Here is a 20576-nt window from a genome sequence, read left to right as displayed (position 1 = left end):
CGGAGGTTCTCGATGAGCGCGCTATACATGGTCTTGGGCACCCTGGTGGCATTGGGGGTGCTGGTCACCTTCCACGAGTTCGGCCACTTCTGGGTCGCTCGTCGCTGCGGCGTCAAGGTGCTGCGGTTCTCCGTCGGTTTCGGTACCCCGCTGGTCCGCTGGCATGACCGCCATGGCACCGAGTTCGTGATCGCCGCCATCCCCCTGGGCGGCTACGTGAAGATGCTCGACGAACGCGAGGCCGAAGTGCCCGCTGCGGAGCTCGACCGTTCGTTCAATCGCAAGCCCGTGGGGCAGCGCATCGCCATCGTCGCCGCCGGGCCCATCGCCAACTTCCTCCTCGCGCTGCTGTTCTTCTGGATCCTGGCCATGCTGGGCACGCAGCAGGTGCGTCCGGTAGTGGGCTCCGTTGCCGCCGACAGCATCGCCGCGCAGGCCGGCCTGCAGGTCGGGCAGGAAATCCTTTCCGTCGATGGCAAGGCCGTCACCGGCTGGGTCGGCGTCAACCTGCAGCTGGTGCGTCGTCTCGGCGAGAGCGGCGATCTGAACCTGGTGGTGCGCAGCCAGGGCTCGACTGCCGAGACCCCGCTGCGCCTGCAGCTCAACGACTGGCTGAAAGGCGCTGACGAACCAGATCCCATCGGTTCGCTGGGCATCCGGCCGTGGCGTCCAGCCATGCCGCCGCTGCTGGACGAGGTGCCGGAGGGTCCGGCCCAGGCCGCCGGGCTGCGCCCGGGCGATCGCATCCGGGCCCTCGATGGGCAGGCGATGGACGACTGGCAGCAGTTGGTGGATTTCGTCCGCAGCCGCCCGGGCCAGCGCATCACGGTGAGCTACGAGCGTGAGGGGCAGGTCGCCGAAATTCCCGTCACCCTGGGGGCGCGTGGCGAGGGTGACGCCCGCAGCGGCTTCCTCGGTGCCGGCGTCAAGGCGGGTGAGTGGCCGGCCGAGATGCTGCGCGAGGTGAGCTTCGGCCCGCTCGATGCGGTCGGCGAGGCAGCGGCGCGGACCTGGTCCATGAGCCTGCTAACTCTGGATTCCCTAAAGAAAATGTTGCTCGGCGAGCTCTCGGTAAAAAACTTGAGCGGGCCGATAACCATTGCTAAAGTGGCGGGCGCTTCAGCCCAGTCCGGCGTGGGGGATTTCCTGAATTTCCTGGCCTACCTGAGCATAAGCCTGGGGGTTCTCAATCTGTTGCCAATTCCCGTCCTGGACGGGGGGCACCTGCTGTTCTACCTGATCGAATGGGCGCGTGGACGACCACTGTCAGAGCGGGTGCAAGCTTGGGGGGTACAGATCGGCATCAGTCTTGTCGTCGGGGTCATGCTCTTGGCCTTGGTGAACGATCTGGGCCGTCTGTAACGCGTCGCTGAATTCCGGATCTGCCGCCCTTCGCGGCAGATTCCTTATTATCAGTTGGAATAAAAAAGGACTTCATGAAACGCCTGTTGCTAACTGCGGTGCTCGCCGCACTCATGATCGGCGAAGTTCACGCCGAGTCCTTCACCATCTCCGACATCCGCGTAAACGGCCTGCAGCGGGTATCCGCCGGCAGCGTGTTCGGTGCTCTGCCGCTCAACGTCGGCGATCAGGCGGATGACCGCCGCTTGGTTGAAGCCACTCGCGCCCTGTTCAAGACCGGTTTCTTCCAGGACATCCAGCTCGGCCGCGATGGTGGTGTCCTGGTGATCAGTGTGGTCGAGCGCCCGTCGATTTCCAGCATCGAGATCGAAGGCAACAAGGCCATCACCAGCGAAGACCTGCTCAAGGGCCTGAAGCAGTCCGGCCTCTCCGAAGGCGAGATCTTCCAGCGCGCGACCCTCGAAGGCGTGCGCAACGAGCTGCAGCGCCAGTACGTGGCCCAGGGCCGCTACTCCGCCGAGATCGAAGCCGAGGTGATCCCGCAACCGCGCAACCGCGTCGCGCTGAAGATCAACATCAACGAAGGCACGGTCGCCGCCATCCAGCACATCAACGTGGTGGGCAACACCGTATTCCCCGATGAGGACCTCATCGGCCTCTTCGAGCTGAAGACCACCAACTGGCTGTCGTTCTTCAAGAACGATGACAAGTATGCCCGCGAGAAGCTTTCCGGTGACCTTGAGCGCCTGCGCTCCTACTACCTGGACCGCGGCTACATCAACATGGATATCTCCTCCACCCAGGTATCCATCACCCCGGACAAGAAGCACGTCTACGTCACCGTCAACGTCGACGAAGGCGAGAAATACACCATCCGCGACGTGAAGCTCTCCGGCGACCTGAAGGTGCCGGAAGAAGAGGTCAAGTCGCTGCTGCTGGTGAAGGAAGGCCAGGTCTTCTCCCGCAAGATCATGACCACCACCTCCGAGCTGATCACCCGCCGCCTGGGTAACGAAGGCTACACCTTCGCCAACGTCAACGGCGTGCCCCAGGCCCACGACGAGGATCACACCGTCTCCGTGACCTTCGCCGTCGATCCGGGCAAGCGCGCCTACGTCAACCGCATCAACTTCCGTGGCAACACCAAGTCCGAGGACGAAGTGCTGCGCCGCGAAATGCGCCAGATGGAAGGTGGTTGGGCCTCGACCTACCTGATCGACCAGTCCAAGACCCGCCTGGAACGTCTGGGCTTCTTCAAGGAAGTCAACGTCGAGACCCCGCAGGTGCCGGGCACCGACGACCAGGTCGACGTCAACTACAGCGTCGAAGAGCAGCCTTCCGGCTCCATCACCGCCAGTGTCGGCTTCGCCCAGAGCGCGGGCCTGATCCTCGGCGGCTCGATCAGCCAGAACAACTTCCTCGGTACCGGCAACAAGGTCAGCATCGGCCTGACCCGTTCCGAGTACCAGACCCGCTACAACTTCGGCTTCGTCGACCCCTACTGGACCGTCGACGGCGTGAGCCTGGGCTACAACGCCTTCTACCGCACCACCGACTACGACGATCTTGATGTCGACGTATCCAGCTACTCGGTGGACAGCCTCGGTGGCGGCGTGAGCGTCGGCTATCCGATCAACGAGACCTCGCGCCTGACCTTCGGCCTGACCGTGCAGCAGGACGAGATCGGCACCGGCCGCTACACCGTCGACGAGATCTTCGACTTCATCCGTCAGGAAGGCGACAAGTACCTGAACTTCAAGGGCTCCATCGGCTGGTCCGAATCGACCCTGAACCGTGGCGTGCTGGCCAACCGTGGCCATTCCCAGAGCCTGGTGCTGGAAAGCACGCTGCCGGGCAGCGACCTGTCGTTCTTCAAGCTCGACTACCGTGCCCAGCTCTTCACCCCGCTGAGCCAGAGCACCGCGCTGCGCTGGCACACCGAACTGGGCTACGGCGACAGCTACGGCTCCACCTCCGAGCTGCCGTTCTACGAGCACTACTTCGCCGGCGGCTTCAACTCGGTGCGTGGCTTCGAGGACAGCAGCCTCGGCCCGCGCAGCACCCCGAGTACCGGCCGCAACCCCGGCACCATCGCCGACCCGGACCAGGACCCGTTGCCCTTCGGTGGCAACGTTCTGGTGCAGGGCGGTGTTGAGCTGCTGTTCCCGCTGCCCTTCGTCAAGGACCAGCGTCAGCTGCGTACCGTGCTGTTCTGGGATGTGGGTAACGTGTTCGACACCAGTTGCTCGTCCACCGCGACCAACTGCAGCAGCATCAACGCAGGCGATCTCGCCAGCTCCGTAGGTGTGGGGCTGACCTGGATCACCGCGCTGGGGCCGTTGAGCTTCAGCCTGGGCATGCCGGTGAAGAAGCCGGACAATGCCGACACCCAGGTATTCCAGTTCTCCCTGGGCCAGACTTTCTAATTGCTGATCAAGAAGACAACAGTGTTTGTTGCAGGAGTGCATCGTGCGTAAGTTGACTCAAATCGTTCTGGTTGCCGCGGCCCTGATGGCCTCTCCGGCTTTTGCCGAGATGAAAGTTGCGGTACTGAACTATCAGATGGCGCTCCTCGAATCGGACTCGGCGAAGAAGTACGCCGTGGATGCCGAGAAGAAGTTCGGCCCCCAGCTGACCAAGCTCAAGACCCTGGAAAGCGATGCCAAGCGCATCCAGGATCGTCTGGTCAAGGAAGGCGAGAAGATGCAGCAGGCCGAGCGTGAGCGCCTGGAGCTCGAGTTCAAGCAGAAAGCCCGTGACTTCCAGTTCCAGTCCAAGGAACTGAACGAAGCCAAGGCCGTTGCCGACCGCGAAATGCTCAAGCAACTGAAGCCGAAGCTGGACCAGGCCGTCGAAGAAGTCCTGAAGAAGGGCAGCTACGACCTGGTGCTGGAGCGCGGTGCGGTGATCGATGTCAAGCCTCAGTACGACATCACTCGCCAGGTCATCGAGCGCATGAACCAACTGCGCTGATATGACCGTCGCGACCTTCACCCTCGGCCAGTTGGCCGAGCGTCTCGACGCCACCCTGCGTGGCGACGAGACCAGGGTTGTCTCCGGGTTGGCTACGCTGCAGGACGCTGGTCCCGACCAGTTGACCTTCCTGGCCAACCCGCAGTACCGCAAGTTCCTCGCCGATACCCGTGCCGCCGCCGTACTGCTGACTCCGGCCGATGCCGAAGGCTTCGCCGGTGATGCGCTGCTGGTGCCCAATCCCTACCTGGCCTATGCCCGGCTCTCCCACCTGTTCGATCCCAGGCCCGTCGCCGCGCCTGGCATCCATCCGAGTGCAGTGGTCGCCCCCGATGCCAAGGTCGATCCGTCGGCAAGCATCGGGCCTGGCGTGGTGATCGAGTCCGGTGCGCAGGTCGGCGCCGGTGTCACCATCGGCGCGTACAGCGTCGTGGGCGCACGCAGCGTGATAGGCGAGGGCGGCTGGCTGGCGCCCCGCGTGACGCTCTACCACGATGTGCGTATCGGCAAGCGCGTGGTGATCCAGTCGGGTGCCGTGATCGGCGGCGAGGGCTTTGGCTTCGCCAACGAGAAGGGGGTCTGGCAGAAGATCGCGCAGATCGGCGGTGTCACCCTGGGCGACGATGTCGAGGTCGGTGCCAACACCACCATCGACCGTGGCGCCCTGGCCGACACCCTGATCGGCAACGGCGTGAAGCTGGACAACCAGATCATGATCGCCCACAACGTCCAGGTCGGTGACAACACCGCCATGGCCGGCTGCGTGGGTATTTCCGGCAGTACCAAGATCGGCCGCAACTGCATGATTGCAGGCGGCGTCGGCATGGTCGGGCATATCGAGGTCTGCGATGGCGTGTTCGTCACCGGCATGACCATGGTGACCCGTTCCATTACCGAGCCTGGTGCCTATTCCTCCGGTACCGCCATGCAACCTGCGGCGGAATGGAAGAAGAGCGCAGCCAGGATTCGCCAGCTGGATGACATGGCGCGTCGTCTGCAGCAGCTGGAAAAGCGCCTGGCGTCAGTGACCCCGGGCGGGGATGCTTCATCTGATGCGTGACCCGCGCAGCGCCGCGCATCCCCAATCCCCTTTTAAGGCTCCAGGAAAATGATGGACATCAACGAGATTCGCGAATACCTGCCGCACCGCTACCCTTTCCTTCTTGTGGATCGGGTCGTGGATCTGGATATCGAGGGCAAGCGCATTCGCGCCTATAAGAATGTCAGCATCAACGAGCCATTCTTCAACGGCCACTTCCCCGAACACCCGATCATGCCGGGTGTGCTGATCATCGAGGCGATGGCCCAGGCCGCCGGCATACTCGGCTTCAAGATGCTCGACGTGAAGCCTGCCGACGGCACCCTGTACTACTTCGTCGGCTCGGACAAGCTGCGCTTCCGCCAGCCTGTGCTGCCGGGTGACCAGTTGATCCTCGAAGCCAGCTTCCGCAGCGTCAAGCGCAGCATCTGGAAGTTCGAGTGCCAGGCCAGCGTCGATGGCAAGGAAGTCTGCTCGGCTGAAATCATCTGTGCGGAACGCAAATTATGAGTTTGATCGACCCTCGCGCCATCATCGATCCGTCAGCCCGGCTGGCGGATGACGTCCAGGTCGGCCCCTGGTCGATCATCGGACCCGATGTGGAAATCGGCGAGGGTAGCGTGGTCGGTCCCCATGTGGTCATCAAGGGCCCCACGCGCATCGGCAGGCACAACCGTATCTACCAGTTCTCCTCGGTAGGTGAGGACACGCCTGACCTGAAGTACAAGGGTGAACCCACCCGCCTGGTCATCGGTGACCACAATGTGATCCGCGAAGGTGTGACCATCCACCGTGGCACCGTCCAGGATCGCTCCGAGACCACCATCGGCGACCACAACCTGCTGATGGCCTACGTGCATATCGGTCATGACAGCGTCATCGCCAACCACTGCATCCTGGTCAACAACACGGCGCTGGCGGGCCATGTCCACGTGGACGACTGGGCGATCCTCTCCGGCTTCACCCTGGTGCACCAGTTCTGCCGCATCGGCGCCCACAGCTTCTCCGGCATGGGTACCGCCATCGGCAAGGACGTACCTGCCTACGTGACCGTCTTCGGCAACCCGGCCGAGGCGCGCAGCATGAACTTCGAAGGCATGCGCCGCCGTGGTTTTTCCGCCGAGGCGATCCAGGCCCTGCGTCGGGCCTACAAGGTCGTCTACCGTCAGGGCCTGACCGTCGAGCAGGCGCTGGCCGAACTCGCCGAATCCTCCGCGCAATTCCCCGAGGTCGCGGTGTTCCGCGACTCGATCCAGTCCTCGACCCGCGGCATCACGCGCTGATCTCATGACCCGTCCATTGCGCATCGCGCTGGTCGCCGGCGAGGCGTCCGGCGACATCCTAGGCTCCGGCCTCATGCAAGCCCTCAAGGCCCGTCATCCCGATGCCGAGTTCATTGGCGTGGGTGGTCCGCTGATGGAAGCGGAGGGCCTGGCTTCCTATTTCCCCATGGAGCGTCTCGCGGTGATGGGGCTGGTCGAAGTGCTCGGCCGCTTGCCCGAACTGCTGAGTCGCCGCAAGCGCCTGATCGCCACCCTGATCGACGCCCGCCCGGACGTCTTCATCGGCATCGATGCCCCGGATTTCAACCTGGGCGTCGAACTCAAGCTACGCCGCGCCGGCATCCGCACCGTGCATTACGTCAGCCCCTCCGTCTGGGCCTGGCGGCAGAAGCGCGTGCTGAAGATCCGCGAAGGCTGCGACCTGATGCTCACCCTGTTCCCCTTCGAGGCGCAGTTCTATGAGGCCCACCAGGTGCCGGTGCGCTTCGTCGGCCATCCGCTGGCGGACACCATTCCGCTGGAAGCCGACCGCGCTGCGGCTCGCACCGCCATCGGGGTGCCGGACGGCGCCGCCCTGGTGGCGCTGATGCCCGGCAGCCGTGGTGGCGAGGTCGGTCGCCTCGGCAGCCTGTTCCTCGACGCCGCCGAGCGCATGCGCTCGATGCGCCCGGGCCTGCATTTCGTGCTGCCCTGTGCCAGCCCAGCGCGGCGCCAGCAGCTGGAGCAGATGCTCGCCGGCCGCAACCTGCCGCTGACCCTGCTGGACGGCCGCTCGCACCAGGCCCTTGCTGCCTGCGACGCGGTGCTGATCGCCTCGGGCACGGCGACCCTGGAAGCGCTGCTGTACAAGCGCCCCATGGTGGTGGCCTACAAGGTCGCGCCCATGACATATCGGATTCTCAAGCGCTTGGTGCAGAGCCCCTACGTGTCCTTGCCCAACCTGCTGGCCCAGCGCCTGCTGGTGCCCGAATTGCTGCAGGACGCCGCGACGCCCGAGGCGCTGGCCCAGACCCTTGTGCCGCTGCTCGACGGCGGGGACGTGCAGACCGAAGGCTTTGATCGCATCCACCGTACCTTGCGTCTCGATGCTTCCAAGGAAGCCGCGGGCGCGGTGCTCGACCTGATAGGGAATCGCTGATGCAGCTCGGACTGGATTTCACCCTGGTGGAGGAACTGGTGGCCGGCGTCGACGAGGTCGGTCGCGGCCCGCTCTGTGGTCCGGTGGTCACCGCTGCGGTGATCCTCGATCCGGCCCGCCCCATCCTCGGCCTCAACGATTCCAAGAAGCTCAGCGAAGCGCGTCGCGAGGCGCTGTTCGACGAGATCCGCGAGAAGGCCCTCGCCTGGTGCATCGCTCGCGCCGAGGTGGAAGAGATCGACCGCCTCAACATCCTCCACGCGACCATGCTGGCCATGCAGCGCGCGGTCGAAGGCCTCGCTGTCACCCCGAAGCTGGCGCTGATCGACGGCAACCGCTGCCCGAAACTGGCGGTGCCCAGCGCGCCGGTGATCCAGGGTGACGCCAAGGTGCCGGCCATCGCCGCTGCGTCGATCCTGGCCAAGGTCAGCCGCGACCGCGAGATGCAGGCGCTCGACGCGCTCTACCCGGGCTACGGCATGGGCGGGCACAAGGGCTACCCGACGCCGGTGCACCTGGAAGCCTTGCGACGCCTGGGCGCGACGCCCATCCACAGGCGCTCCTTCGCCCCGGTCCGGGCGGTGATCGAAGGCGTCGACTGATTCCTTCCGGCCCTCCCGGGCACCGTTTCATCGGCCTGCCGGCGTTCGTGCCGGCGACCGGCCGTTCCCGACTTGAAGCCAGCTGCCGCTTCCGCTGTACAATCCCGGCCTTGCCGTTTTTGCGTTTTCTATAGGACCGCCATGACTGTCGCCTTCGTCCATCTCCGTCTGCATTCCGAATATTCACTCGTCGACGGCCTGGTGCGGGTCAAGCCGCTGGTCAAGGCCGTGGCGAGCGCCGGGATGCCCGCCGTGGCGATCACCGACCAGAGCAACATGTGCTCGCTGGTGAAGTTCTACAAGGCCGCCATGGGCGGGGGCGTCAAGCCCATCTGCGGTGCCGACATCTGGCTTGCCAGCCCCTATGAGGATGGCCCACTGACGCGCATGACCCTGCTGGTGATGAATGCCAAGGGCTACCGCAACCTCACCGAGCTGGTGTCCCGGGGCTGGTCCGAAGGCCAGAGCAATGACCTGGTGATCATCCAGCGCGAATGGGTGAAGGAGGCCGCCGAAGGCCTGATCGCCCTGTCGGGCTCCAAGGAAGGCGAGATCGGCATGGCCTTGCTCAGCGGCGACCAGGCCGGCGCCGAGGCGCTGCTGGCCGAGTGGCAGGCCGTCTTCCCCGATCGCTTCTACCTGGAGTTGCAGCGCACCGCCCGGGTCAACGACGAGGAGCACGTGCATGCCGCCGTCGCCCTGGCCGATCGTTGCGGCGCGGCGCTGGTGGCCACCAACGACGTGCGCTTCATCAAGCCGGGCGATTTCGAGGCCCACGAGACCCGCGTATGCATCGGCGAGGGCCGTGTCCTCGACGACCCGCGCCGCCCGCGCAACTTCTCCGACCAGCAGTACCTGAAGACCCCCGAGGAGATGGCCGAGCTGTTCGCCGACATCCCCGAGGCGCTGCAGAACACCGTCGAGATCGCCAAGCGCTGCAACATCGAAGTCCAGCTGGGCAAGCACTTCCTGCCCGACTTCCCGACGCCCAACGGCATGGGTATCGATGACTACCTGCGTCACGCTTCCTATGAAGGCCTGGAGGAGCGCCTGGCGGTGCTCTGGCCGAAGGAGACGACCCCGGACTACGAGGAGAAGCGCCAGCTCTACATCGACCGCCTGGAGTTCGAGCTGGGCACCATCATCCAGATGGGCTTCCCCGGCTACTTCCTGATCGTTGCCGACTTCATCCAGTGGGCGAAGAACAACGGCGTGCCGGTGGGCCCGGGGCGGGGCTCGGGCGCCGGTTCGCTGGTCGCCTACGTGCTGAAGATCACCGACCTCGACCCGCTGGCCTACGACCTGCTGTTCGAACGCTTCCTCAACCCCGAACGGGTCTCCATGCCCGACTTCGACGTCGACTTCTGCATGGACGGCCGTGACCGCGTGATCGACTACGTGGCCGACAAGTACGGGCGCAATGCGGTGAGCCAGATCATCACCTTCGGCTCCATGGCGGCGAAGGCGGTGGTGCGCGACGTGGCGCGAGTGCAGGGCAAGTCCTACGGCCTGGCCGATCGCCTGTCGAAGATGATCCCGTTCGAAGTGGGCATGACCCTGGAGGCGGCCTACAACCAGGAGGAGGCGCTGCGCGACTTCCTCAAGGCCGACGAGGAAGCCCAGGAAATCTGGGACATGGCCCTGAAGCTCGAAGGCATCACCCGCGGTACCGGCAAGCACGCCGGCGGCGTGGTGATCGCCCCGACCAAGCTCACCGACTTCTCGCCCATCGCGTGCGACGAGGAGGGCGGTGGCCTGGTGACCCAGTTCGACAAGGATGACGTGGAGGCGGCCGGCCTGGTGAAGTTCGACTTCCTCGGCCTGCGGACGCTGACGATCATCAAGTGGGCCATGGAGATGATCAACCGCGAGCAGGAGAAGAAAGGCCTGCCGCTGGTGGACATCGACCGCATCCCGCTGGATGACAAGAAAACCTACGACATGCTGCAGAAGGCGGAGACCACCGCGGTCTTCCAGCTCGAATCCCGCGGCATGAAGGAGCTGATCAAGAAGCTCAAGCCCGACTGCCTGGAAGACATGATCGCCCTCGTGGCGCTGTTCCGTCCGGGGCCGCTGCAATCGGGCATGGTGGACGACTTCATCAACCGCAAGCACGGCCGTGCCGAGCTCTCCTACCCGCACCCGGACTACCAGTACGCCGGCCTCGAGCCGGTGCTCAAGCCCACCTACGGCATCATCCTGTACCAGGAGCAGGTGATGCAGATCGCCCAGGTGATGGCGGGCTACACCCTTGGCGGCGCAGACATGCTGCGCCGCGCGATGGGCAAGAAGAAGCCCGAGGAGATGGCCAAGCAGCGTGGCGGCTTCATCGAGGGCTGCTCCAGCAACGGCATCGACCCGAACCTGTCGGGCAACATCTTCGACCTGGTGGAGAAGTTCGCCGGCTACGGCTTCAACAAGTCCCACTCCGCCGCCTACGGCTGGGTCTCCTACCAGACCGCCTGGCTCAAGGCGCACTTCCCGTCGCCCTTCATGGCCGCGGTACTCACGGCGGACATGCACAACACCGACAAGGTGGTGACGCTGATCGAAGAGTGCCGGAACATGAAGCTGCGGATCGTGGCACCGGATGTGAACAACTCCGAATACCGCTTCACCGTCGACGACGCCGGACAGATCATCTACGGCCTCGGCGCGATCAAGGGCGTGGGCGAGGGCCCGGTGGAGGCGATCACCGAATGCCGCGCCGAAGGTGGCCCGTTCAAGGATCTCTTCGATTTCTGCAACCGCATCGACCTCAAGCGCGTCAACAAGCGCACCCTGGACGCCCTGATCCGCGGTGGTGCACTGGATCGCCTGGGCCCGTTCTTCAGCGAAGAGCCCAAGGCCTACCAGGCCGGCATCGACCGCAACCGGGCGGTGCTGCTGGCGTCCATGGAGGAGGCCATCCAGGCCGCGGAGCAGACCGCGCGCAGCCACGACAGCGGGCACATGGACCTGTTCGGCGGCCTGTTCGCCGAACCCGAGGCGGACATGTACGCCAACCACCGCAACGCCAAGGAGCTGTCCCTGAAGGAGCGGCTCAAGGGCGAGAAGGATGCCCTGGGGATCTACCTCACCGGGCACCCGATCGACGAGTACGAGGGCGAGGTGCGTCGCTTCGCCCGCCAGCGCATCGTCGAGCTGAAGCCCGCGCGTGATACCCAGACCATCGCCGGCCTGATCGTCAACCTGCGGGTGATGAAGAACAAGAAGGGCGACAAGATGGGCTTCATCACCCTCGACGACCGCTCCGGGCGCATCGAGGCGTCGCTGTTCGCCGATGCCTTCAACTCCGCCAGCGCGCTGCTGCAGACCGATGCGCTGGTGGTGGTCGAGGGCGAGGTCAGCCACGACGACTTCTCCGGCGGCCTGCGCCTGCGCGCCAAGCGCGTGATGAGCCTGGAAGAGGCCCGCACCGGCCTGGCCGAGAGCCTGCGCATGAAGGTCGACCACAGCGCTCTCCAGGGTGACCGCCTGCGCTGGCTGGCGGAGCTGTGCAATCGCCATCGCGGCTCCTGCCCGATCACGCTGGACTACAGTGGAGCGAGTGCCAAGGCGTTGCTGCAGTTCGGCGAGCAGTGGCGGATCGATCCCGCTGACGCTTTGATTCAGGCATTGCGTGACCAGTTCGGGCGCGACAACGTCTTCCTGCACTACCGCTGAAGCGAGGAGCGCATCGCCGCTCCCGTTTCTCGACCCACACGCGCCCTTCCTTTAAGGTAGGGCGCCAAATGGAACCAGCCGCCTGGCCCCACGCGCACGACGGAAGCCTATGAACCCGAATTTTCTGGATTTCGAACAGCCGATCGCTGACCTGCAAGCCAAGATCGAGGAGCTGCGCCTGGTCGGCAACGACAACGCGCTGAACATCACCGACGAGATCTCCCGCCTGCAGGAGAAGAGCAGCGCGCTCACCGAAAGCATCTTCGGCAACCTGACCAGCTGGCAGATCGCCCAGCTGGCACGCCATCCGCGCCGCCCCTACACCCTCGACTACATCGAGCACATCTTCACCGAGTTCGACGAGCTGCATGGCGACCGCCACTTCTCCGACGACGCGGCGCTGGTCGGTGGCGTTGCCCGCCTGGACGACCAGCCGGTGATGGTCATCGGCCACCAGAAAGGCCGTGAAGTGCGCGAGAAGGTCCGCCGCAACTTCGGCATGCCGCGCCCCGAGGGCTATCGCAAGGCCTGCCGCCTGATGGAGATGGCCGAGCGCTTCAAGATGCCGATCCTCACCTTCATCGACACCCCCGGCGCCTACCCGGGCATCGATGCCGAGGAGCGTGGCCAGAGCGAGGCGATCGCCTGGAACCTGCGCGTCATGGCGCGCCTGAAGACCCCGATCATCGCCACCGTCATCGGCGAGGGTGGTTCCGGTGGTGCGCTGGCCATCGGCGTCTGCGACCGTCTGAACATGCTGCAGTACTCCACCTATTCGGTGATCTCGCCGGAAGGCTGCGCCTCCATCCTGTGGAAGACCGCCGAGAAGGCGCCGGATGCCGCCGAGGCCATGGGCATCACCGCCGAGCGCCTGAAAGGCCTGGGCATCGTCGACAAGGTGATTGCCGAGCCGCTGGGCGGTGCCCATCGCGATCCCGCCGTCGCCGCTGCGTCCATCCGTGCCGAGCTGACCTCGCAGCTGCAGGCCCTCGGCAAGCTCGATACCGACGACCTGCTGGCTCGCCGCTATGAGCGCCTGATGAGCTATGGCGTGGCCTGACGGCCACGAGGGCGGGCGCGTGGCCGAACCGGCTCGCGCGCTCGTCCTGAAGCTCGAATCCGCCTTGCTGGCCGCCGTCGCTCCTTGGCGTACGGCACCCGCCTGGCGGGTGGCCTTCTCCGGAGGCCTGGATTCCACCGTCCTGCTGCACCTCCTGGTACGTCTCGCCCGGCGCGAGAGCCTGCCTCCCTTGTCCGCCATCCATGTCCACCACGGCCTGCAGCCTGCTGCTGAGGCCTGGCCCGCGCATTGCCAGCGGACCTGCGACGGCCTCGGCGTGCCCTTGCAGGTGGCGCGGGTGCAGGTGTCCCAGGGCAACAGCCTGGAGCGCGCCGCCCGCGATGCCCGCTACGCGGCCTTCGTCGCACGGCTTGGGGCGGACGAGGTGCTGATGAGCGCCCAGCACCGTGACGACCAGGCAGAGACCCTGCTGTTCCGCCTGTTGCGGGGAGCCGGGGTGCGTGGCCTGGCCGGCATGCCCGCCAGTCGGGCGCTGGGCGAGGGCGTCCTGCTGCGCCCGCTGTTGCGGATGTCTCGCTCGGAACTCGAGGCCTGCGCCCGCGAGCTGGGTGTGGAGTGGGTCGAGGACCCGTCCAACGGCGACACCGATTTCTCCCGCAACTACCTGCGTCGCCGGATCATGCCGGCACTCACCCAGCGATGGCCCCGGGCCGTGGAAAGCATCACCCGCAGCGCCGAGCACCTGGCCGAGGGCGAGGCGTTGCTCGGCGAATTGGCGCAACTGGACTTGCAGGCCGCGCGGACCGACAGCGCCTTTCCCTGGCTGCGGCTGCCATCCCTGGAGCTGGCCCCGTTGATGGGCCTGTCGCCGGCCCGCCAGCGCAATGCCCTGCGCCACTGGATGGCCGGCTTCACCGCGATGCCGGACAGCGATCACTGGGCTGGCTGGGACGACCTGCGCGATGCCGGCGCCAGCGCGAGCCCCGTATGGAGGCTGGCGGGGGGCGACCTGCGGCGCGCCGACGGACGGCTGTGGTGGCTGCCCGGCCACTGGTCGAGCCCCGGGGCGGGCAGCGTGCGCTGGGCCGAGCCCGGGCAGGCACTCGAACTGCCCGGCAATGGCCGTTTGCAGATCGCCGGCGCGCCGCCGGAAGGTCCTCTGGAGGTGCGCTACCGCCAGGGTGGAGAGGTGCTGGACGTGCCGGGGCGTGGGCGTCGCGAGCTCAAGCGGCTGCTCAACGAGAGTGGCCTTCCGGCCTTCGTGCGCGGGCGTCTGCCGCTGCTCTATCGCGGCCCTGAACTGCTCGCCGTGGCCAACCTTCCAGGCCTTGCCGGGCCTGTGGATGCGCGCTGGCGACTGCGCTGGACACCGCCGACGAATGACCAAGGTTTGAGCTGAAAGGGTCTTTCCGGTAGACTACGCTCCCGTCTTACAGAGCTCTTGCCGATTCCTTCGGAGTCGGCGGGAGTTTGCCGTTTTGGCACTGTTCCAGATTGCAGGCTTCGGCCTTACTTCGCTCTCCCCGGCGGCCTTCCGCCTAAACGCAGACTTCTAGGGTTTTTCATGACGCGCTACATCTTCGTCACGGGTGGTGTTGTTTCTTCATTGGGGAAAGGCATCGCCTCGGCATCCTTGGCCGCCATTCTGGAAGCGCGGGGGCTGAAGGTCACCATGCTCAAGCTGGATCCGTACATCAACGTCGATCCCGGCACCATGAGTCCCTTCCAGCACGGTGAAGTGTTCGTCACCGAGGACGGTGCCGAAACCGACCTTGACCTGGGCCACTACGAGCGCTTCGTGCGCACCACCATGACCCAGAACAACAACTTCACCACCGGCCGCGTCTACGAGGACGTGCTGCGCAAGGAGCGCCGTGGTGACTACCTGGGTGCCACGATCCAGGTCATCCCGCACATCACCGACGAGATCAAGCGCCGCATCATCAAGGGTGCTGGCGACGCCGACGTGGCGATGGTCGAGATCGGCGGTACCGTGGGCGACATCGAGTCCCAGCCCTTCCTCGAGGCCATTCGCCAACTGCGCGTGGAAGTGGGCGCCAAGCGCGCCATGCTGATGCACCTGACCCTGGTCCCCTACATCGCCACCGCTGGCGAGACCAAGACCAAGCCGACCCAGCACTCGGTGAAGGAGCTGCGCTCCATCGGCCTGCAGCCCGACGTGCTGATCTGCCGTTCCGACCATGAAGTCGACCTGTCCTCGCGTCGCAAGATCGCGCTGTTCACCAACGTGGAAGAGCGTGCGGTCATCGCCCTGCAGGACGTCGACACCATCTACCGCATTCCTTCCGTGCTGCACGCCCAGGGCCTGGACGACTTCGTCGTCGAGCGCTTCGGCCTGCAGTGTGGCGGTGCCGACCTCTCCGAGTGGGATCGCGTCGTCGATGCCAAGCTGAACCCGGAGAAGGAAGTCACCATCGCCATGGTCGGCAAGTACATGGAGCTGCTGGACGCGTACAAGTCGCTGATCGAGGCGATGAGCCACGCCGGCATCCAGAACCGCACCAAGGTGAACCTGCGCTACATCGACTCCGAAGACATCGAGAACCAGGGCACCAGCCTGCTGGAAGGCGTCGACGCCATCCTGGTTCCGGGCGGCTTCGGCCTGCGCGGCGTGGAAGGCAAGATCACCACCGTCAAGTACGCTCGCGAGAACAAGATCCCCTACCTCGGCATCTGCCTCGGCATGCAGGTGGCGGTCATCGAGTTCGCCCGCAACGTGCTGGGCTGGACCGACGCCAACTCCACCGAGTTCGACAAGGCCAGCGGCCATCCGGTCGTGGGCCTGATCACCGAGTGGGAAGACGCCACCGGCGCCACCGAGATCCGCACCGAAGCCTCCGACCTCGGTGGCACCATGCGCCTGGGCGCCCAGGCCTGCCAGCTGGAGCCGGGCTCCCTGGTACACGCCTGCTACGGCAAGGACGAGATCGTCGAGCGCCACCGCCATCGCTATGAGGTGAACAACAACCTGCTGCCGCAGCTGCAGGAAGCCGGCCTGAAGATCACCGGTCGCTCCGGCGACGGCGCGCTGGTCGAGGTGGTCGAGTCCCCGGACCATCCGTGGTTCGTCGCCTGCCAGTTCCACCCGGAGTTCACCTCCACGCCGCGTTACGGCCATCCGCTGTTCAGCGGCTTCGTCAACGCCGCCCTGGCGCAGAAAGCGAAGAAGGCCTGACCCATGGCAAAGATCATCCGCGTTGGCGACATCGAGATCGCCAACGACAAGCCCTTCGTGCTGTTCGGCGGCATGAACGTGCTGGAGTCCCGTGACCTGGCGATGAAGGTGTGCGAGGAGTACGTCAAGGTCACCGACAAGCTCGGCATCCCCTACGTGTTCAAGGCCAGCTTCGACAAGGCCAACCGCTCCTCCATCAACTCCTTCCGCGGCCCGGGCCTGGAAGAGGGCATGAAGATCTTCGAGGACGTGAAGAAGGCCTTCGGCGTGCCGGTCATCACCGACGTGCACGAGCCGCACCAGGCTGCCCCGGTAGCCGAGGTCTGCGACATCATTCAGCTGCCGGCTTTCCTCTCCCGCCAGACCGATCTGGTCGTGGCGATGGCGAAGACCGGTGCGGTGATCAACATCAAGAAAGCCCAGTTCCTTGCGCCCCAGGAGATGAAACACATCCTGACCAAGTGCGAGGAAGCCGGAAATGACCAGCTGATCCTTTGCGAGCGCGGCTCCTCCTTCGGGTACAACAACCTGGTGGTGGACATGCTCGGCTTCGGCATCATGAAACAGTTCCAGTACCCGGTGTTCTTCGACGTCACCCATGCCCTGCAAATGCCGGGTGGGCGCGCCGATTCCGCCGGTGGCCGCCGCGCCCAGGTCACCGACCTGGCCAAGGCCGGCATGAGCCAGGGCCTCGCCGGCCTGTTCCTGGAGGCGCACCCGGACCCGGACAACGCCAAGTGCGACGGCCCTTGTGCCCTGCGCCTGGACAAGCTGGAGCCGTTCCTCAGCCAGCTCAAGCAGCTGGACGACCTGGTCAAGAGTTTTCCGCCGATCGAGACTGCCTGAACGGGCAAATCTCCGGTAAAGTGCCGGGCGCGCGTAATCTGACCGAGCAGTCAGGCTTGTGGTGAGACCTGCCGAATCGAACGTCTGCCCGCGCCGCCCCTCTAATTCCGCTGCAGCGTCATCGTCAACTTTGGAGTGCTAACAACAATGGCAAAGATCGTCGACATCAAGGGCCGTGAAGTCCTGGATTCCCGCGGTAACCCCACCGTCGAGGCGGATGTGATCCTGGACAACGGTATCGTTGGCAGCGCATGCGCGCCGTCCGGTGCCTCCACCGGTTCCCGCGAGGCCCTCGAGCTGCGCGATGGCGACAAGAGCCGCTACATGGGCAAGGGCGTGCTGAAGGCCGTCGCCAACATCAACGGCCCGATCCGCGACCTGCTGCTGGGCAAGGACCCGGTTGACCAGAAGGCGCTCGACCACGCGATGATCGCCCTCGACGGCACCGACAACAAAGCCAAGCTGGGTGCCAACGCCATCCTCGCCGTGTCCCTCGCCGCCGCCAAGGCCGCTGCCCAGGACCAGGACCTGCCGCTGTACGCGCACATCGCCAACCTCAATGGCACTCCCGGCCAGTACTCCATGCCGGTTCCGATGATGAACATCATCAACGGCGGCGAGCATGCCGATAACAACGTCGACATCCAGGAGTTCATGGTCCAGCCGGTTGGCGCCAAGACCTTCTCCGACGGCCTGCGCATGGGCACCGAGATCTTCCATCACCTCAAGGCCGTGCTGAAGGCCCGTGGCCTGAGCACCGCCGTGGGTGACGAAGGCGGCTTCGCACCGAACCTGACCTCCAACGAAGACGCCCTGGCCGCCATCGCTGAAGCCGTCGCCAATGCCGGCTACAAGCTGGGCACCGACGTGACCCTGGCCCTGGACTGCGCTGCCAGCGAGTTCTTCGAAGACGGCAAGTACAACCTGTCCGGCGAAGGCAAGTCGTTCGATGCCGAAGGCTTCGCCGACTACCTGAAAGGCCTGACCGAGCGCTTCCCGATCATCTCGATCGAAGACGGCCTGGACGAGTCCGATTGGGCCGGCTGGAAAATCCTCACCGACAAGATCGGCGAGAAGATCCAGCTGGTGGGTGACGACCTGTTCGTGACCAACACCAAGATCCTCAAGGAAGGCATCGAGAAAGGCATCGGCAACTCGATCCTGATCAAGTTCAACCAGATCGGCTCGCTGACCGAGACCCTGGAAGCCATCCAGATGGCCAAGGCCGCCGGCTTCACCGCGGTGATTTCCCACCGCTCCGGCGAGACCGAGGACAGCACCATCGCCGACCTGGCCGTTGGTACCGCCGCCGGCCAGATCAAGACCGGCTCCCTGTGCCGTTCCGACCGCGTGTCCAAGTACAACCAGCTGCTGCGTATCGAAGAGCAACTGGGCGGAAAGGCGCCTTACCGTGGTCGTGCCGAGTTCCGCGGCTAAGCCGGGGATGATAAAAAGGGCAGCGAAAGCTGCCCTTTTCGTATGGAAACTTCTCTTTCGATGGCCAAATCCCCTTACTGGTTGTTCGTCGTACTGATCCTGGCCCTGGCCGGGTTGCAGTATCGCCTGTGGGTGGGTGACGGCAGCCTTGCGCAGGTGACGGATCTCGAGCGGCAGATCGCCGACCAGAAGGGCGAGAACGAACGCCTGCTGGAACGCAACCGCATCCTCGAGGCCGAGGTTTCCGAGCTGAAGAAGGGCATGGAGACCGTGGAAGAGCGTGCGCGCCACGAACTGGGCATGGTCAAAGAGGGCGAGACCCTCTATCAGTTGGCCGAATGACTCCCGAGCTCCCCGCCTTCTGGGCCGTGATCCCTGCCGCCGGTGTCGGTGCCCGCATGCGTGCCGACCGCCCCAAGCAATACCTGGAGCTGGCCGGGCGGACCATCCTCGAACACAGCCTCGCCTGCTTTCTCGATCATCCCAGCCTCAGGCGCGTGGTGGTCGGCCTCTCAGTCGACGATCCGTACTGGCCTGCGCTGGATTGCGCCGGGGACCCGCGTATCGAGCGCGTGGACGGCGGCAAGGAGCGTGCTGACACGGTGCTCAAGGCCCTGCTGCGCCTGGATGAACTCGGCGCGCGCCCGAACGACTGGGTGCTGGTGCACGACGCGGCGCGGCCCAACCTGGCCCGCACCGACCTCGACCTGCTCCTGGCCGAACTGGCCGATGACGCCGTCGGTGGCCTGCTGGCGGTGCCCGCACGCGACACGCTGAAGCGCGCCGGGCCCGATGGGCGTGTGGCCGAGACCGTGGACCGCAGTGTCATCTGGCAGGCCTACACGCCACAGATGTTCCGCTTCGGCACCTTGCATCGCTCCCTGGCCGATGCCCTGGTCTCGGGCGTCGCCATCACCGACGAGGCTTCGGCCATCGAGTGGTCGGGGCAGGCGCCACGCCTGGTCGAAGGGCGCGCCGACAACCTCAAGGTCACCCGCCCGGAAGACCTCGACTGGCTACGTCAGCGCTGGGCCGGCAGGCACTGATCGCGATAGGCCGGGTGCTTCGCCAGGCCTTCCTTCAGCAGATCCACCAACTGGCGCACCTTGGGTGACAGGTGGCGCTGCTGTGGATAGATCGCCCAGACCGCGGTATTCGGCGGCTGGTGCTGTTCCAGCAGGGAGACCAGCCTGCCGGCCCGCAGGTGCTCCAGCACGTAGTAGTCCGGCAGCTGGCACAGGCCGAAGCCGCGCAGCGCCGCATCCAGCACCGCCTCGCCGCTGTTGCACCGCCAGTTGCCCTGCACCCGCACCGTCTGTTCCCGTCCCTCCGCGAGGAAGCCCCATTGGTCCGAACTGCCGATCAGGCAGTTGTGCCGGCCTAGCTCGGAGAGGCTGTGGGGGCGACCATAACGCTCGAGATAGGAGGGGGCGGCGCACAGGTACATGACCCGTGGAGCCAGCCGGGTGGCGACCAGTCGAGAGTCCTGCAGGCGACCGAGGCGGATCGCCAGGTCCAGCCCCTCGTGGACCAGGTCGAGTGGCCGGTTGCTCAGCTCGATCTCCACCCGCAACTGCGGATGGCGGGCCATGAACTGGTTCACCAGCGGCACGATGAAACGCTCTCCATAGGCGACGGCGCAGGTCATGCGCAGCAGCCCCTTGGGCTCGCCGGTGAGGTCGTTGACCGCGCGCAGGGCTTCGTCGCGCGCGTCCACCAGCCGTTGGCAGTGCTGCAGGAAGGTCTGCCCGGCCTCGGTCAGTGCCACCCTGCGCGTGCTGCGGTAGAAGAGGCGCGTCTGCAGCCGCTCCTCCAGTCGCGCCACCTGGCGGCTCACGTGGGACGACGACAGCCCCAGGCGTTCGGCGGCAGCGGTGAAGCGGCCGGTTTCGGCCACGGCGACGAATTCGTCCAACCCTTCCCAACGGCTCATGGATTATCCCTGTGCAGCAATAAAGTTTTGCTTTGTGGCTGATTATTTACCATTGGCGGCTCATCTACACTCTCGGCCAT

General features: G+C 65.3%; 17 protein-coding genes. 16 read left to right on the top strand and 1 reads right to left on the bottom strand.

Annotated features, from left to right (window positions below):
• Nucleotides 1–12 precede the first annotated feature (12 nt).
• The 16 genes from rseP (at nt 13) to ispD (ending at nt 19609) form a co-directional block, all read left to right on the top strand.
• On the top strand, nt 13–1362 hold the full coding sequence (rseP, locus tag WFQ67_RS05455) for an RIP metalloprotease RseP (protein WP_337056346.1): 1350 nt from the start codon (nt 13–15) through the stop codon (nt 1360–1362).
• A 74-nt stretch (nt 1363–1436) separates the two neighbouring features.
• Entirely contained in the window at nt 1437–3788 is a 2352-nt protein-coding gene (gene bamA / locus WFQ67_RS05450; protein ID WP_111261664.1) for an outer membrane protein assembly factor BamA, read from the top strand.
• A gap of 43 nt (nt 3789–3831) precedes the next feature.
• On the top strand, nt 3832–4335 hold the full coding sequence (locus WFQ67_RS05445) for an OmpH family outer membrane protein (protein WP_031287668.1): 504 nt from the start codon (nt 3832–3834) through the stop codon (nt 4333–4335).
• A gap of 1 nt (nt 4336) precedes the next feature.
• Entirely contained in the window at nt 4337–5395 is a 1059-nt protein-coding gene (gene lpxD, locus WFQ67_RS05440) for a UDP-3-O-(3-hydroxymyristoyl)glucosamine N-acyltransferase (protein ID WP_337056345.1), read from the top strand.
• A 48-nt stretch (nt 5396–5443) separates the two neighbouring features.
• The gene (fabZ, locus tag WFQ67_RS05435; RefSeq protein WP_031287666.1) at nt 5444–5884 is read left to right on the top strand and encodes a 3-hydroxyacyl-ACP dehydratase FabZ; all 441 of its coding nucleotides are present in this window, start codon (nt 5444–5446) and stop codon (nt 5882–5884) included.
• Nucleotides 5881–6657, top strand: a complete 777-nt coding sequence (gene lpxA, locus WFQ67_RS05430) for an acyl-ACP--UDP-N-acetylglucosamine O-acyltransferase (protein WP_111261662.1) — start codon at nt 5881–5883, stop codon at nt 6655–6657. The genes fabZ and lpxA overlap by 4 nt, the downstream gene beginning before the upstream one ends.
• 4 nt (nt 6658–6661) lie before the next feature.
• A complete protein-coding gene (lpxB, locus tag WFQ67_RS05425; RefSeq protein ID WP_337056344.1) occupies nt 6662–7795 on the top strand; it encodes a lipid-A-disaccharide synthase in 1134 nt (377 codons plus the stop codon).
• Nucleotides 7795–8397, top strand: coding sequence for a ribonuclease HII (gene rnhB / locus WFQ67_RS05420; protein ID WP_213625909.1), 603 nt, complete (start codon nt 7795–7797; stop codon nt 8395–8397). The genes lpxB and rnhB overlap by 1 nt, the downstream gene beginning before the upstream one ends.
• 141 nt (nt 8398–8538) lie before the next feature.
• Complete coding sequence (dnaE, locus tag WFQ67_RS05415) at nt 8539–12063, top strand: DNA polymerase III subunit alpha (RefSeq protein ID WP_213625908.1); 3525 nt, start codon at nt 8539–8541, stop codon at nt 12061–12063.
• 109 nt (nt 12064–12172) lie between these two features.
• Nucleotides 12173–13123 (top strand): acetyl-CoA carboxylase carboxyl transferase subunit alpha, encoded by a 951-nt coding sequence (gene accA, locus WFQ67_RS05410; protein ID WP_111261658.1) that lies wholly within the window; start codon nt 12173–12175, stop codon nt 13121–13123.
• A 46-nt stretch (nt 13124–13169) separates the two neighbouring features.
• Complete coding sequence (gene tilS / locus WFQ67_RS05405) at nt 13170–14483, top strand: tRNA lysidine(34) synthetase TilS (protein WP_337056404.1); 1314 nt, start codon at nt 13170–13172, stop codon at nt 14481–14483.
• Between the two features lie 165 nt (nt 14484–14648).
• Nucleotides 14649–16280: a CTP synthase gene (locus WFQ67_RS05400; RefSeq protein ID WP_213625906.1), complete on the top strand. Its 1632-nt coding sequence runs from the start codon at nt 14649–14651 to the stop codon at nt 16278–16280.
• Nucleotides 16281–16283: 3 nt separating this feature from the next.
• Nucleotides 16284–17126, top strand: a complete 843-nt coding sequence (gene kdsA / locus WFQ67_RS05395) for a 3-deoxy-8-phosphooctulonate synthase (RefSeq protein WP_213625905.1) — start codon at nt 16284–16286, stop codon at nt 17124–17126.
• A gap of 147 nt (nt 17127–17273) precedes the next feature.
• Nucleotides 17274–18563 (top strand): phosphopyruvate hydratase, encoded by a 1290-nt coding sequence (gene eno, locus WFQ67_RS05390; RefSeq protein WP_213625904.1) that lies wholly within the window; start codon nt 17274–17276, stop codon nt 18561–18563.
• Between the two features lie 60 nt (nt 18564–18623).
• Nucleotides 18624–18905 carry a cell division protein FtsB gene (gene ftsB, locus WFQ67_RS05385; RefSeq protein WP_111261654.1) on the top strand — a complete coding sequence of 94 codons (282 nt, stop codon included), beginning with the start codon at nt 18624–18626 and terminating at the stop codon, nt 18903–18905.
• Nucleotides 18902–19609: a 2-C-methyl-D-erythritol 4-phosphate cytidylyltransferase gene (gene ispD / locus WFQ67_RS05380; protein WP_337056343.1), complete on the top strand. Its 708-nt coding sequence runs from the start codon at nt 18902–18904 to the stop codon at nt 19607–19609. The genes ftsB and ispD overlap by 4 nt, the downstream gene beginning before the upstream one ends.
• On the opposite strand, the gene WFQ67_RS05375 is transcribed toward ispD, so the two are convergent.
• Nucleotides 19585–20496 (bottom strand): LysR substrate-binding domain-containing protein, encoded by a 912-nt coding sequence (locus WFQ67_RS05375; protein ID WP_173171755.1) that lies wholly within the window; start codon nt 20494–20496, stop codon nt 19585–19587. The genes ispD and WFQ67_RS05375 overlap by 25 nt on opposite strands.
• Between the last annotated feature and the right edge of the window lie 80 nt (nt 20497–20576).

Source organism: Pseudomonas sp. USHLN015, from assembly GCF_037153275.1.
GTDB classification, from domain to species: Bacteria; Pseudomonadota; Gammaproteobacteria; order Pseudomonadales; family Pseudomonadaceae; genus Metapseudomonas; species Metapseudomonas tohonis.
The sequence above is the reverse complement of the archived record's forward strand: the minus strand, read 5'-3'. Positions and strand labels throughout refer to the sequence as shown.